The 14,165-nt window shown below is 67.4% G+C and carries 6 protein-coding genes and 5 pseudogenes; 5 read left to right on the top strand and 6 right to left on the bottom strand.

Going from position 1 to position 14,165, the window contains the following annotated elements:
- Window positions 1–203: 203 nt before the first annotated feature.
- From ACSKB8_RS42915 to ACSKB8_RS42940, 6 genes and pseudogenes are all read right to left on the bottom strand, one after another.
- Entirely contained in the window at window positions 204–2,585 is a 2,382-nt protein-coding gene (locus ACSKB8_RS42915) for a TonB-dependent receptor (RefSeq protein ID WP_438111463.1), read from the bottom strand.
- A 143-nt stretch (window positions 2,586–2,728) separates the two neighbouring features.
- Window positions 2,729–3,134, bottom strand: a pseudogene (locus tag ACSKB8_RS42920) (DUF2946 family protein).
- Between the two features lie 328 nt (window positions 3,135–3,462).
- Window positions 3,463–5,527: pseudogene (locus tag ACSKB8_RS42925) on the bottom strand (hypothetical protein).
- A 7-nt stretch (window positions 5,528–5,534) separates the two neighbouring features.
- Window positions 5,535–8,349, bottom strand: a pseudogene (locus ACSKB8_RS42930) (DUF4159 domain-containing protein).
- Entirely contained in the window at window positions 8,346–9,290 is a 945-nt protein-coding gene (locus ACSKB8_RS42935) for a DUF58 domain-containing protein (protein WP_438111465.1), read from the bottom strand. The pseudogene ACSKB8_RS42930 and the gene ACSKB8_RS42935 overlap by 4 nt, the downstream one beginning before the upstream one ends.
- Window positions 9,290–10,288: an AAA family ATPase gene (locus ACSKB8_RS42940; protein ID WP_128935621.1), complete on the bottom strand. Its 999-nt coding sequence runs from the start codon at window positions 10,286–10,288 to the stop codon at window positions 9,290–9,292. Before ACSKB8_RS42940 ends, ACSKB8_RS42935 begins: the two co-directional genes overlap by 1 nt.
- Window positions 10,289–10,574: 286 nt before the next feature.
- On the opposite strand from ACSKB8_RS42940, the pseudogene ACSKB8_RS42945 reads away from it, so the two are divergent.
- The 5 genes and pseudogenes from ACSKB8_RS42945 to ACSKB8_RS42965 all read left to right on the top strand — a co-directional run bounded on the left by ACSKB8_RS42945 (window position 10,575) and on the right by ACSKB8_RS42965 (window position 14,146).
- Window positions 10,575–11,187 (top strand): annotated as a pseudogene (locus ACSKB8_RS42945) (DUF1285 domain-containing protein).
- Window positions 11,184–11,855 carry a CoA pyrophosphatase gene (locus ACSKB8_RS42950; protein ID WP_438111467.1) on the top strand — a complete coding sequence of 224 codons (672 nt, stop codon included), beginning with the start codon at window positions 11,184–11,186 and terminating at the stop codon, window positions 11,853–11,855. The pseudogene ACSKB8_RS42945 and the gene ACSKB8_RS42950 overlap by 4 nt, the downstream one beginning before the upstream one ends.
- Window positions 11,852–12,112: pseudogene (locus tag ACSKB8_RS42955) on the top strand (DUF6111 family protein); the annotation flags it as partial. The gene ACSKB8_RS42950 and the pseudogene ACSKB8_RS42955, both read left to right, overlap by 4 nt.
- A gap of 13 nt (window positions 12,113–12,125) precedes the next feature.
- Window positions 12,126–13,382: a CCA tRNA nucleotidyltransferase gene (locus ACSKB8_RS42960; protein WP_438111469.1), complete on the top strand. Its 1,257-nt coding sequence runs from the start codon at window positions 12,126–12,128 to the stop codon at window positions 13,380–13,382.
- Entirely contained in the window at window positions 13,379–14,146 is a 768-nt protein-coding gene (locus ACSKB8_RS42965) for a TSUP family transporter (protein WP_438111471.1), read from the top strand. Before ACSKB8_RS42960 ends, ACSKB8_RS42965 begins: the two co-directional genes overlap by 4 nt.
- Window positions 14,147–14,165: the final 19 nt, after the last annotated feature.

Below are 14,165 nucleotides of genomic sequence, written 5' to 3' on the forward strand. Positions count from 1 at the left end.
CTACGACGCTGTGAATTGGAAGCGCGGCGTTGCCTCGTGCACCGTCATTGCGAGCCACCGGGTCCGCGCAAAGCGCGGCCCGATGACAGGCTCCGCGAAGCAATCCAGAATCTTTCCGCAAAGGCAGCCTGGATTGCTTCGTCGCAAGGGCTCCTCGCAATGACAATGTATGTCGGGGCCCGTAGGCCCCGACTGACGCGAGATCAGAACTTGAAGTTCGCGAATGCCCTGACACCGATGCCGGGCATCAACACCTCGTCCTTGGTGTAGGACACCGAGTTGCGGATGTTCTCGTTGAGCAGATTGTTGCCGACGATGCCGGCCATCATCTCGCGTGCACCGAACCAATTGCGGTCGAGCTTGGTCTTGTAGCTGACCTCGGCCTTCAGCAGATTGTAGCCCGCCGTCGGCGTCTCCGCGATCACCGCGACGTTGTTCTGCGCGAAGGCATGCAGCAGGTTGACGCGCATCAGCCAGTTGTCGTCGCGCCAGAACACGCCGCCGCCCATTCTGAGCGGCGGAATCCGCGGCACGTTGGTGCCGTCGCTGAAGGTGGCGCGGACGAAATCGAGCTGGTTCTCGATGCCCCAGATGCCGCCCTGGAACGCGCCGACGTCGAGCTGCGACTGGAATTCGCCGCCGCGGAAATTCGCATTGCGTTGCGAGTAGACCGCCTGGTTCAGCTCGGCGCCCGGCGTGCCGCAAGACGCAAAGTCGTCGTCGCAGGACACGCCGGTGAGACGGCGGAAGATGAAATTGTCGAAATGCGTGTAGTAGACCGTCGCCTCGAAGCGGAACGGCCCCGTCGCCTTGCGCACGCCGAGCTCGACCGATTTCGCGGTCTCGATGGTGAGGTTCGGATTGCCGATGTCGAAGGTCGCGGTCGCGTCGTGGCCGCCGCGGGAAAACAGCTCGGCCGCCTTCGGTGCGCGTTCGACATATTGTGCGGTGATGCTGCCGACCATGCCGCCCGGCAGGTCCTGCAACAGACCGATGCTGCCGCTCTTCGGCGTGAAGGACGGATTGCGCGAGATCGCCGTCTGCGGCGTGCCGTCGGGCAGGTAATCGGCGGGGAAGTCCGGCGTCGTGCCGTGCAGCTCGACATGTTCGATGCGGCCGGCGATCTGCGCCCGCGTCGCCTCCGTGAACTTGAACTCGTTGAAGGCGTAACCGGCAACGCGCGTGCTGTTGTTGGGGTCCCACAGGCCGTTGAACAGCGTGCCGGGATTGTCGGGGCTCGGCGCGCTCAATTCCTGATGCCCGACCTGGAAGCCCAGCGCCGTCGTCACCTCGGCGAAGCGGGCGTTGAACGGCATCAGCTGCACCTCGGTGCGGATCTCCTGCTCCTTGTTGGTGAAGGTCTGCCTGATGCCGTCGCTGCTCAGGTCAGCGGGATCGGCAAGACCGATCTCGTTGTGTCGGTAGTCGGTCGCGCCGGCCCAGAAGCGGACAGCGTCGATCGCGGCCGCGTCGGGATGGTATTCGCCCTTGACGTTGATCTTGGTCTGGTGGCCGTCGATCCGCGTGTTGTGGTCGGCGCCGTCGATGCCGGGGATGTGGTAGAGCGAGTCGTTCTGCGTGATCGACGCGCCGATATAGCCGCCCTGGAAGAAGTAGGAGCCGCCGATCGAGGCGCCGTCCGAGCGCGTCGCCGTGTTGGGCTGGCGACCGTTCACGGGGCGCGACTGATCGGTCAGATAGGGATAGCTCGGGATGTAATAGTCGGAGGTCGTGCGGCCATAGGCGTCGGCATGGAACGCAAAATTGCCGCCGCCGGTATCGAGCAGCACGCCGCTTTCGACACCGCGATCGACCGAGCTGAAGGCAGTGCGCGTCTCGGCGGTGACGCAAGGCGAGGTCGCGGCGCTCGCGAGCGGGGCCTTGGTCGGCAGGCCGTAGGTCTGGAATGACGGCGCACAGGACGGCAGTGCATCCGGAATCCGGTTGTTGGTGGCGCTGACGACGCCGCCGATCGAGGTCGAGCCGTAGCGCAGCGCCGCCGGCCCGCGCACCACTTCGACCTGGTTGGTGGCGAGCGGATCGATCGGGACGAAATGATCCTCACCGAGATCGGACGCGCCGCCGGAATTGGTGCCGTTCTCGACGATGCCGACGCGGTTGACGTCGAGGCCGCGGATGATCGGCCGGCTGGAGGCGCCGGGCGCGAAGCTCGAGCCGGTGATGCCGGGCTTGGAGAACAGGAGATCGCCGAGCTGACCGCCGCCCTCGCGGCGGATCTCCTCGTTCGGCACCACCGTGACGGTCGCGAACTGGTTGGTCACAACAGGCAGCACGCCCTGCTGAGGCGCGGCGGGCGCGGGGGCTGCGGGCGGGGCTTCCGCCGTTTGGTGGCGGCTGCGCACCCGCGCGGTCCGCGTGCCGCGACCTGCGCTGCGGGACGGTACCACCGCTCGGCGCACGATCGGGCTCGGCGCCGTCACGGTCACGGCCGGGATCTCGGTCGACGATTTGTCTTGCGCAGGCTGTTGTGCCGGCTCTTGGGCGAAGGCGGGCGTGGCGGCGACGCCGAGCAGGAGCAAGCTTGCTCCGCCAAGGCGCTGCGCGCGTCGCAATTGAAATGACATGGTCCTGATTCCAGTCAGGCCGTCCGCGTGATGGTCCGTTGATCGGAGGCGGCCTGCCGTCGCGGCGCGACGGAATTCGACTTCAACTTCTCCCGGGCATTCGCCGCCATGCGGCGAGGCTGGGCGTGATCAAGCGTTGGAGGTCAGGAGGCGGGAGGGGCACGGGGCTGGAACGCCGTGCCGGCCGATTTCAGATGGATGAATTCGGCATCGGTGGTGCGGTGGAGCAGTTCGATCGCCTGCGGCAGCAGCCAGCACGGGCGGCGTTGCCGATAAAACGGTGCCCGCCATCGCAATGATGGCGCAGATGGCGCAATTGTCCTCGCCCGAATGCTCGCGGTCAGGACGGGCGGGCCATTGCTTCTGGACCGCGGCGCGATCGATCGCAGCAACGCCCTTGGCGCTGTCCGCCTGCTGCAGCGAGGATTGGGCGAGGGGCGCGGCCTGCGCGAACCAGTGGCTGTGGCCGAACGTCAGCGCGAACTGCACCAGCATCGCGAACAGCGCGAGCCGGGCGGCGTGCCTCACATTTGACCGAACCCATTTCATCCGAAAGTGCCCCACACCGCGCGGCCAATCCCCTGGCATCGCGGCGTTACAATGTAACATCGCCCGATCGGTCAGGGGATGTCAACGGCAGGCGGACCGGCGCGCGCAGGCCGCCGACCCGATGTGTCGTTCCGGCAACTAGAGTGGATTGAGATTAGGCCTGATGCAGCAACGAAGAAGGTGCGCTCCCTCTCCCGCTTGCGGGAGAGGGCTGGGAGAGGGGGTCTCCGAAAGGCGAGAACCCCTGTTTGGAGAGAACCCTCACCCGGCGCTTCGCGCCGACCTCTCCCGCAAGCGGGAGAGGTTGAACGAGCCCGCGACCAAGAGATCAGCGCCCTTCGCGGACCCAGGTCGCGGCGAAGGCACCGAGCGGCACGCAACAGGCCGATCAGGCCGGCGAAGATCGGCAGCACGCCGACGCCCTTCACGACGCTGGCGTCGCGCATCCGCACGCCCATCCAGCCGTCGCCATGGAAGACACTGGTGGAGCGCACTGGCAGAATGCGTGGCAGCTCGACGCTGTTGCCGTCGACGACGCGCACGGCATTGCCGCCGGTTGCCTGCGTCAGCGGCCTCAATGTCTCGGTGGTGGAGGTGACTTCCGAAAACTCCTTCGGATTGGTCGGGCCGACATTGATCAGCGCCTTCAGCGTGCCGTCTGTCGCCTGCCACAGGCCGAGCTCGTTCGCCGGCAGGCTGGCGCGCCACTCGCCGGGATCGCCGGGGCTGAGCGTCAGGTCGTGCGACACGCCCGACGGCGAGGTCACGTTCACCGGCTGGACGCTGTCCGACATGGTCTGGCGCACCACCACGAGATCCTTGCCCTGCACCTGGAGGCGCAGCGCTTCTTCATCGAGATCCGGCTGCTTCATCAGCCAGTGCGACATCCGCCTGAGCAGGTCGAGATGCGGGCCGCCGCCCTCATAGCCGCGCGCCCATAGCCAGATGTGATCGGACAGCAGCAGCGCAACGCGGCCCTCGCCGAAGCGCGACAGGAACAACAACGGCTTGCCGTCGACGCCGGTCATGACCGGCGGGTTGACCGCATTGCGGGTGTCGACGGTGCGGAAGAACCGGCTCCAGTGCGGCGGCTCGGATCCCGAGCCCTCCAGCCCGCGCGTGACGGGATGGCGTTTGCCGATGTCGGACAGATGTGCATAGAACGGCTTTTCCGTCACGCCGACGGGTTCGGCCGGCAACACCGAATCCAGCGGCGTGCGCCAGATGCTGGTGTTGGAGGCGTAGTCGGGGCCGGCCGAGACCAGCACCGCGCCGCCGGAGCGCACATAACGCGCGATGTTGTCGAAATAGGCGATCGGCAGCACGCCCTGGCGGGCGTAGCGGTCGAAGATGATCAGCTGGAATTCGTTGATTTTCTGCTGGAACAGCTCGCGGGTCGGAAACGCGATCAGCGACAATTCGTTGATCGGCGTGCCGTCCTGCTTCTCCGGCGGACGCAGAATGGTGAAATGCACGAGGTCGACGCTGGCGTCGGATTTGAGCAGATTGCGCCAGGTGCGCTCGCCGGAATGCGGCTCGCCCGAGACCAAGAGCACGCGCAGCTTGTCGCGCACGCCGTCGATGGCGACGACCGCGCGGTTGTTCACCGGCGTCAATTCGCGTTCGAGCGGCGAAGCCTCGATCTCGACGATGTTCGGGCCGGCATGCTTGATGTCGACGTCGACGCTTGCGGCCTGGCCGCTCGATAGCGTGCGCTCGTTGATGACCTCGCCGTCGCGGCGGACCGTGACCTTGGCGCGCTCGCCGGAGACGCCTTGGTCGTCGAGGCGGTAGCTGATGGTCTGGGTCTGCCCGACGATGCCGAAGCGCGGCGCTGCCGTGATCGCGATGCGGCGGTCGCGCTCGTCCTTCTGCCCGGTGACCAGCGCTTGCACCGGCGCCTGGAAGCCGAGCGCGGCGGCGTTCGCCGGAATGTCGTGGACGCGGCCGTCGGTGATCAGGAACGCGCCGGCGACGCGGTCGACCGGCACGTCCGACAAGGCCGAGGCGAGGGCGCCGAACAGTTTCGTGCCGTCGGTCTCGCCGTCGGCCTGTCCGGCATCGACGACGCGGACTTCGAGGCCCTTGATCTTCTTCAGGCCGTCGACCAGCGCTTCCTGCGCTTGCGCGGCCTCGCGATTGCGGTTGCCAAAGTTCTGGCTCGGGCTCTTGTCGACGACGACGGCGGCGACCGAGGTGAGGGGATCGCGGTCCTCGCGGGTGAAGGAGGGATTGGCGAGCGCCAGCAGGAACAGCGCCAGCGCGGCGACGCGCACGGCCGCGCCGCGTGCGCGCGCCAGCAACAGCACCAGCGCGACGATGACGATCGCCGCCAGCGCAAGCCAGAGGACGATCGCGGGAACAAGCGGCGTGAACGCGATGCCGTAATTCATATCTATCCTATTGCCCGAGCCGTTCGATCAGGGCGGGTGCGTGCACCTGGTCGGCCTTGTAGTTGCCGGTCAGGGTGTACATCACGATGTTGGCGCCGGCGCGGTAGGCGAATTCGCGCTGGCGGGTATCGCCGCCGGTCACCGGCAGCATGGCCTGGCCGTCGGGCCGCACCGCCCAGGCGCCGGCGAGGTCGTTCGAGGTGATGATGATCGGCGAGACGCCGTCGCCGCCGCGCGCCGGCCGCTGCGCGCTGTCCTCGTCCTCGTCGCGCGGCAGGGTCTCGACCCAGGTCTGGCCGGTGACGAAGCGGCCGGGGAAGTCGCGCAGCAGGTAGAAGGTCTTGGTCAGCACGTGCTCGCGCGGCACCGGCTCGAGCTCGGGCACGTCGAGCGAGGACAGGATCTCGCGCAGCGTCTGCATGGCCGGCGTTTGCGCCGCGCCGTTCGCGCCGGGCGGTGCTTCGATCGCATCGCGGGTGTCGAACAGCACGGTGCCGCCCTGCTTCATGTAGGCGTCGATCTTGTTGATGGCATCCTGCGGCGGCTTGGGCGCCCCGGGCACGATTGGCCAGTAGATCAGCGGGAAGAAGGCGAGCTCGTCGCGCGCGGGATTGACGCCGACGGGGTCGCCGGCCTCGAGCGCGGTGCGCTGCGCCAGGAACAGCGTCAGCCCGTTCATCCCCGCCCTGACGATGGAATCGACGTCGGCATTGCCGGTCACGACATAAGCGAGGCGGGTCTGCGACACCGCCTTCATCGCGAACTCGTCGGCGGCGCCGTCGGCGCGCGCTGGCGTCGGCGAGAACGCCGCGACGCCCGCGAGCACCAGCGCGAAGACGATCATCGCTGGCGCAGCGCGGCGGCGCAGCAGCGCGGCGATCCCGCCGCCGAGCAGCGCGACGATGATGGCGTCGATCAGGAACAATGCCAGCGCCGTCGACAACAGCCAGCCGCGCAAATCGCGCGGCTCGGCGTTGGTGTAGGTGGCGTGCCGGGCGCGCAGGCTCGCGGTGTTCAGGGCTGCGATGCGGTCGGCGGCGGCAAGCGTGTTCACAGCGAGCGGTCCTTCGGCCGGACCATAGAAGCCCGGCGGATGATCGGGTGTGGCGCGGTCGCGATAATCCGCGGGCAGCGGTTTTGCGGTGGCCGGCGGCGGGCCGAAGGCGCCGAAGCCGTCGAGGATGTGCAGCGGCGCCACCGTCTCGGCGGTCGTCTCGGCCGCGACCCCGGCGCCGGGCTTGGCGGTGTAGCCGGACATGTCGACCACCCGCCGCAGCATTTCGACGAAAGTGCCTGACATCGGCAGATCCGACCAGCGCATGTCGGCGCTGACGTGGAACAGGCTGACCAGGCCCTTGCCGCGATGCTCGCCGGTCACCAGCGGCGTGCCGTCTTCCAGCGAGGCCCAGCTCTTGGTGGCGAGCACCGCGTCGGGCTCGGCCAGCACCTGGCGGCTCACGGTGACGTCCTTGGGGGCCACGACGCCGGCAAACGGACCGTCGGCGGCGAAGGAGGCGAGATGCTGCGGCTTCTCCCAGGTCAGGCTGCCGCCGAGCGTGCGGCCGCCCTTGCGCAGCTTGACCGGCACGAGATCGTCTTCGGCCTGCGCCAGCCGGGGCCCTGCGAACCGCACCAGCACGCCGCCCTGGTCGATCCAGGCATTGAGGCGCTCGCGCAGCTCAGGCGCGATGGTGCCGACATCGGCGAGGATGATCATCGGCAGCTTCTGGTCGAGGAACTGGGTGATGCCCTGCTGCGGCGAGCCCTTGTCGGCGAGCCGCACGTCGGCGAACGGCGCCAGCGCGCGGGTGAGATAGAAGGTCGGCGCCAACAGCGGCTGCGCGGTTTCGCTGGTCGAGCCCGAGACGATGCCGATGGCGCGGCGGCGCCAGCGCTTGTCCAGCAGCTGCACCGCGCCGGCGGAGCGCTCGCCCGAGATCTCGAGCCGCGTGATGTCGTTACGCAGCTCGACCGGCAGATCGAACGCCGCGTCGGTCTCCTTGTCCTGCGGGCCGAACGAATAGCGGGCTTCGCCGATCGGCGAGGCCTTCTGGTCCAGCGCGCGCACGGTGCCGACGGCGATGCCGCTGTCGGTGCGCAGCACCTTCACCGTCATCCTGGCGGCGGCGTTCTCGGCCGCAACCAGCGCTAGCGGCGCCGAGGTGCCGCCTTCAAACACGGTCAGGCTGCGATCGCCGATGGTCTTGCCGAGGCCAGCTACGAATTCCTCGCCGCGGCCGGTGTCGACGCCGTCGGAGAGCCAGGCGATCTCGCAGTCGCCGGTCGCTTTGAGGAAACGATCGATCGCGGCCAGGGTCTCGACGCGGTCGATCGAATAGGGCTTTGGCGCGAGCTGGCGCAGCGCGACGCGCGCCGCACCCGCCGGCATCAGGGTGATGTCGCGGTTCGGCTCGGACAGCGGCACCAGCGCGATGGCGCGGCGGTCATTGTCGGCGTTGGCGATCAGCTTCGTCGGCGGCCCTGATCCTGACGTCCCAATGCGACGCCGCGCTCCAGCCGTCGTCGAACATGATCATCAGCGGCGCCTTGCTGCCGGCAAGACCCGTCTGCGGATTCCAGATCGGGCCGGCGGCGGCGAAGATCACCAGCGCGGCCGCGAGCAGGCGCAATGCGGTCAGCCACCATGGCGTCCGCGAGGGTGTCTCTTCGCGCGGCGCGATGTCGAACAACAGCCGCGTCGGCGGAAACTCGATCCGGCGCGGCCGCGGCGGCATCACCCGCGGCAGCCACCACAGCACGGGCAGGCTGACGAGGCCGATCAGGAGCAGCGGTTCGGTGAAGGCGAGCGGCAATCCCGTCATGCGGCCGGCCCCGCCTTGATCGTCGTGGTGCGCGTGCCCGACTTGCTCACCTGCAGGCCGGCATGCAGGAACAACAGCAGTTCGGCGGCCGAGCGGTCGGTCGCGTGCGTGGTGAACAGCCAGTCGAGCTTGTTGGTTTCGGCGCGGATCTGGTCGCGGTGCAGCGTGAGCCGCGTCGTGTAATCCTGCACCCAGCTCTCGGCCCGGCCGGCGGTGATCACGCCGAACCCTTCCGGCTCGACGAACTCGATGCGGCCGGAGTACGGAAACAACTCTTCGGCGGGATCGACGATCTGCACCATGGTGCCATGTGCGCCGGAGCCGGAGAGCCCTGCGAGCGTGGCCCTGATCTCGGAGATTGGCGACCAGAAATCCGACAGCACGATGGTCTCGGCGAGCGCCGAGGGCACGAAGGACGGCGGCAGGCTGAGGCGTTCGGCGTCGTCATGCAGCATCGCCTGCGCCATCTTGTCGATCACGCTGCGGCTCGCGGTCGGCGCCATCAGCCCGGGAATGCCGACGCGTTCGCCGCCGGACACCAGCAGCTCGGCCAGCGCGAAGGCGACGATCAGTGTGCGTTCGAGCTTGGATTCGCGCGCGGTCTTGGAGGCGAAGGCCATCGAGGGCGACCGGTCGGGCCAGATCCAGACCGTGTGCGCGGCTTCCCACTCCTGCTCGCGGACGTAAAGATGGTCGTCACGCGCCGAACGCCGCCAGTCGACGTTCTGCGACGGCTCGCCCGAGACGAAGCGACGATACTGCCAGAAACTTTCGCCGGAGCCGGCGCGGCGCCTTCCGTGCAGGCCGTGGATGACGTTGGCGGCGATACGGCGGGCCTCGAGCACCAGGCGCGGCAGTGAAGCGGCGAGCGTGCGGCTTTCGCCATCGGCACGTCGGATCGCTATGATCTCCTTTGCTGTGTGCCCGTTCTCTGCCGCCATCAACCGATCCGTGTCTTCAATTGCCGGATCACGTCCGGAATCGTGCGTCCTTCGGCGCGCGCCTGGAACGTCAGCGCCATGCGGTGCTTCAGCACGGGCTCGGCGAGGTCGAGCACGTCGTCGACAGAGGGCGCGAGACGGCCGTCGATCAGCGCACGCGCGCGCACGGCCAGCATTAGCGATTGGCTGGCGCGCGGGCCGGGTCCCCACGCGATGAACTTGCCGGCTTCGCCGGCGTCGGGACCCGGACGGGCCGAGCGCACCAGCGACAGGATCGCCTCCACCACGGAGTCGCCGACCGGCAGGCGGCGGATCAGCCGCTGCGCGGCGATCAGCGCATCGGCGGTCATCGATCCCCTGGCCAGCGTCTCCTCGGCGCCGGTGGTCTCGAACAGGATGCGGCGCTCGGCGTCGCGATCGGGATAATCGACGTCGATCTCCATCAGGAAGCGGTCGAGCTGCGCCTCGGGCAGCGGATAGGTGCCTTCCTGCTCCAGCGGGTTTTGCGTGGCGAGCACATGGAACGGCTTCGGCAGGTCATGGCGTGCACCCGCAACCGTGATGTGCTGCTCCTGCATCGCCTGCAGCAGCGCCGACTGCGTGCGCGGGCTGGCGCGATTGATCTCGTCGGCCATCAGGAGCTGCGCGAACACCGGGCCTGCAATGAAGCGGAAGGCACGCCTGCCCGCGGTGCTCTCGTCTAGCACCTCGGCGCCGAGAATGTCTGACGGCATCAAATCGGGCGTGAACTGGATGCGCTTGGCATCTAAGCCGAGCGTGACGCCGAGCGTCTCGACCAGCTTGGTCTTGGCGAGGCCGGGGACGCCGATCAGCAGCGCATGACCGCCGGAGAGGATGGTGACGAGAGTGTTCTCGATCACGCGATCCTGGCCGAAGATGACGGATGCGATCGCTTCCTTCGCCGCGCGAATCTGGCCCGACACCTGCTCGGCCGAACGGACAATACCGTCCTCGAGTTTCTCGACACTTTCCGCCATTCGCTCGCTCCTTCAGCCTGCCACGCGGCTTGCCTGCGTCGTCACGTCAGCACTTCACCTCAGCACATCACGTCAGGCCATCCGTCGGATCATGGGCCCTATGCTAGACTTGCAGGAAGGCCATGTATTCGTTGAATTAACCTATCCCCACCTTATCGGCTTCGGGTTATGTACGGCATCACGAAGTGGCGACCTCGCACACCGGACTCATCCGGAGTGGAACCGCTCACCGAGGTACAACGTAGACCGGCACCAATCGTGCCAAATGACAAAGTCAGGGCAAACCATGGCGAACCAAGGGCAGAGTGCCGATCGCGGTCTCGAGGGGCTGACTGCCGCCGCCAAAAGCGCTGCCAATGCCGAAGGCGCCAAAAAGGGCCTGCCTCCGGTGCATCTGTGGAATCCGCCGTTTTGCGGGGATCTCGATATCCAAATCGCCTCCGATGGTACTTGGTTCTACATGGGGACGCCAATCGGACGTCACGCGCTGGTCCGCCTGTTCTCCACCATCCTCAAGCGCGAGGGCGACAAGCATTTCCTGGTCACGCCGGTGGAGAAGGTCGGCATTCGCGTCGACGACGCGCCGTTCATGGCGGTCGAGATGCTGAAGCACGGCGAGGGCAGCCACCGCGTGCTGAGCTTCCGCACCAATGTCGACGACTGGGTCACCTGCGATGCCGCGCACCGGCTGCGCTTCGAGCAGGCGAAGGACGGCGGGCTGACGCCCTATCTACATGTCCGCGCCGATCTCTGGGCCAAGGTCACCCGCGCGCTCTATTACGATCTGGTTGACATGGGCGAGGAGCGGATGGTCGATGGCCAGCCGATGTTCGGCGTCGAGTTCGGCCGGCGAATTCTTCGCCATGGCCGACGCGGAGCAGGTGAGGGCCGCGCTTTGAACAAAACTATCCTGAAGAACGATCCGGTCGCGCTCAGCGCGGCGGATTTCTTCGCCCGCTCCAGGGCCAGGCTCGGCTTCGACGTCCCACCCGGCCTCTATGATCCGAACATCATTCCCGCCTCGGGCGATCCCGGCACCGACAAGATGCTGGAGATCATCGCGCGCGAGCAGCCGGTGCGACCGGCGGCGGTCCTGATCGCGGTGGTCGACCATCCCGAGCCGACCATCCTGCTGACGCAGCGCTCGGCGCATCTCAACGACCATGCCGGCCAGATCGCCTTTCCCGGCGGCAAGATCGACGCGACCAACTCCTCCCCGCTCGATGCGGCGCTGCGCGAGGCCGAGGAAGAGGTCGGGCTGTCGCGCGACTTCGTCGAGCCGATCGGCTATCTCGATCTCTACGGCACCGCCTTCGGCTTTCGCATCCTGCCGACGGTCGCGAGGGTCAGACCGGGCTTTGCGCTCACCATCAACCATTCCGAGGTTGATGACGCGTTCGAAGTGCCGCTATCCTTCCTGATGAACCCGGTGAACCACCAGGTGCACAGCAAGGAATTCCGCGGCATGGAGCGGTTCTACTACGCGATGCCGTTCGCGGAACGCTACATCTGGGGTGCGACGGCGGGTATGCTGCGTGTGCTTTATGAGCGGATCTATTCATCATGATCCGGCCGGTTCTGACCGAGATCGGAATCTTCCTCATCCCCTTTGCCGTCTATGCGCTGTTCCTGGCCGCCACCCGGACCGGCCTGTTCGCGCGATCTTCCTGGCCGGTTGCGATCGTCGCGCGCCTTGCGCTGGCGGCGATCGTGCTGGTGATCGCGGGGTTGATCGGCCTCGCGCATTTCTCCGGCGCGGCGCCGGATTCGACCTACGTTCCCGCTCATATCGAGAACGGCAAGCTCGTGCCGGGCGTGGAAAGATCGGGGCCGACGGATGATCGCGGAGCCTTTACTTGTCCATGCGCCCTGGCTGACCGCAGGCGGGACTGCGCGTGTCCTGGAACTGCTCAGCACTGACGGCGAGGAGGCGCGGGTGGTCGGCGGCGCGGTACGCAACGCGCTGCTCGGTCTTAAGCCCGGTGACATCGACATCGCGACCACCGCGTTGCCGGACGAAGTGATGCGGCGCGCCAAGGCCGCCGGCATCAAGAGCGTGCCGACCGGCATCGATCATGGCACCGTCACGCTCGTCATCGATGGGCATCCCTATGAAGTGACGACGCTGCGCGAGGATACCGAAACCTTCGGCCGCAAGGCCAAGGTCGCATTCGGCCGCGACTGGGTGAAGGACGCCGAGCGGCGCGATTTCACCATGAACGGCCTGTCGGTCGATGCTGATGGCGTCGTGCACGACTATGTCGGCGGGATCGCGGACGCCAGAGCGCGTCGCGTGCGCTTCATCGGCGATCCCGGCCAGCGCATCGCCGAGGATTTTCTGCGCATCCTGCGCTTCTTCCGCATCCACGCCGCCTTCGGCGCCGGCGAGCCAGACCGCGACGGCTATCTCGCCTGCATCCGGGGACGCGCGGGCCTGGCTAACCTCTCCGCCGAGCGGGTGCGCATGGAGATGCTCAAGCTGCTGGTCGCCGGCGGTGCATCCGCGGCCGCGCTGGCGATGGCCGAGGGCGGATTGCTGCAGGCGCTGACCGGGGGCGTCGTCTATACAGGTCCGCTGTCGGCGATGATCGCGATCGAGCGCGAGCTCAGCCTGCCGGCGAATGCCACGCGGCGCCTGGCCGCGCTGACGGTTGCCGTGACCGAGGATGCCAAGCGCGTCGCCACGCGCCTGCGGCTCTCCAATACCGAGACCAAGGCGCTGGATTCGATGGGGCATCGCTGGTGGCGCTTGGTCACCAAGGATGAGGCCGATGCACGCCGGCTGCTCTATCGGCTCGGCGCGGAGCGCTATCACGATCGCGTGTTGCTGGCCTGGGCGCGGGCCGGCGGCGACGTCGGATCGTCGCGATGGCGTGCGCTCGCCGAGCTGCCGCAGCGCTGGACTGCGCCGAAATTTCCGCTGAAGGCCGCCGATTTCATCGCGCGCGGCATGGCGGAAGGACCTTCGCTCGGACACGTGTTGACGCTCGCCGAGGACGCTTGGCTTGCGGCGGATTTTCCACTAGAGCAAGCGGCGCTCGCTTCCATCGCCGATCAAGCTGCGGCACGCGTCAGCCGCGATGAGAAAACGTGACCATCGTTTCAGGCTTCGCCGACATCTCGATTCTGCAGCTCCTGCTGGTCGCGTTGATGGCGTTGTTGGCTTCGATCATCGGTGGTCTCGCCGGCTACGGCACCGGCGCCTTGATGCCGCTGGTGCTGGTGCCGCTGGTCGGCGCCGAGCCCGTGGTGCCGATCATCGCGATCTCCGCCATCTTCACCAATTGCAGCCGCGCCATCGCCTATCTGCGCCATGCCGACCGCCGCCGCGCGCTGATCGTGCTTCTCTGTGCGGCGCTGACGACGGCGCTCGGCGCCTATGGCTATACGCGGCTGACCAATGCGGGCGCGGCGCTCGTGATCGGCTCCATGCTGATCCTGAGCGTGCCGCTGCGCCGCGTGCTGCGCCGCCGCGAGGTCAGGATCGGCGACACCGGCCTTGCCGCCGGTTCGATCGGTTATGGCGTGCTGGTCGGCGGCACCTCGGGCTCCGGCGTGATCCTGCTGTCGCTGCTGATGGCCGCCGGCCTCGAAGGCGCAGCCGTGATCGCAACCGATGCGATGATCTCGCTCGGCACCGGCCTGATCAAAATCTCGGTGTTCGGCCTTGCCGGTGCTGTGACCGCGCAGGTGCTCGCCTTCGCGCTGCTGATCGGCGCGATTGCGATCCCCGGTGCGTTCCTCGCAAAAGCCTTCGTCGAGCGGATGCCGGTGCACATCCACACCGCGATCTTGGACGTCGCGGTGATCACCGGCGGGCTGGTGATGATCTCGGCGGTGGCGAGGCAGCTGACCTGATACACGGTCGAGGCATTGA

Source organism: Bradyrhizobium sp. BR 1432, assembly GCF_051547705.1.
Taxonomy (GTDB): Bacteria; Pseudomonadota; Alphaproteobacteria; order Rhizobiales; family Xanthobacteraceae; genus Bradyrhizobium; species Bradyrhizobium zhanjiangense.

What these genes read in the sequence shown, in the direction of transcription:
- ACSKB8_RS42915 (WP_438111463.1), bottom strand. Translation starts at nt 2,585, where the DNA reads ATGTCATTTCAATTGCGACGCGCGCAGCGCCTTGGCGGAGCAAGCTTG.
- ACSKB8_RS42935 (WP_438111465.1), bottom strand. Translation starts at nt 9,290, where the DNA reads ATGGCGGCAGAGAACGGGCACACAGCAAAGGAGATCATAGCGATCCGA.
- ACSKB8_RS42940 (WP_128935621.1), bottom strand. Translation starts at nt 10,288, where the DNA reads ATGGCGGAAAGTGTCGAGAAACTCGAGGACGGTATTGTCCGTTCGGCC.
- ACSKB8_RS42960 (WP_438111469.1), top strand. Translation starts at nt 12,126, where the DNA reads ATGATCGCGGAGCCTTTACTTGTCCATGCGCCCTGGCTGACCGCAGGC.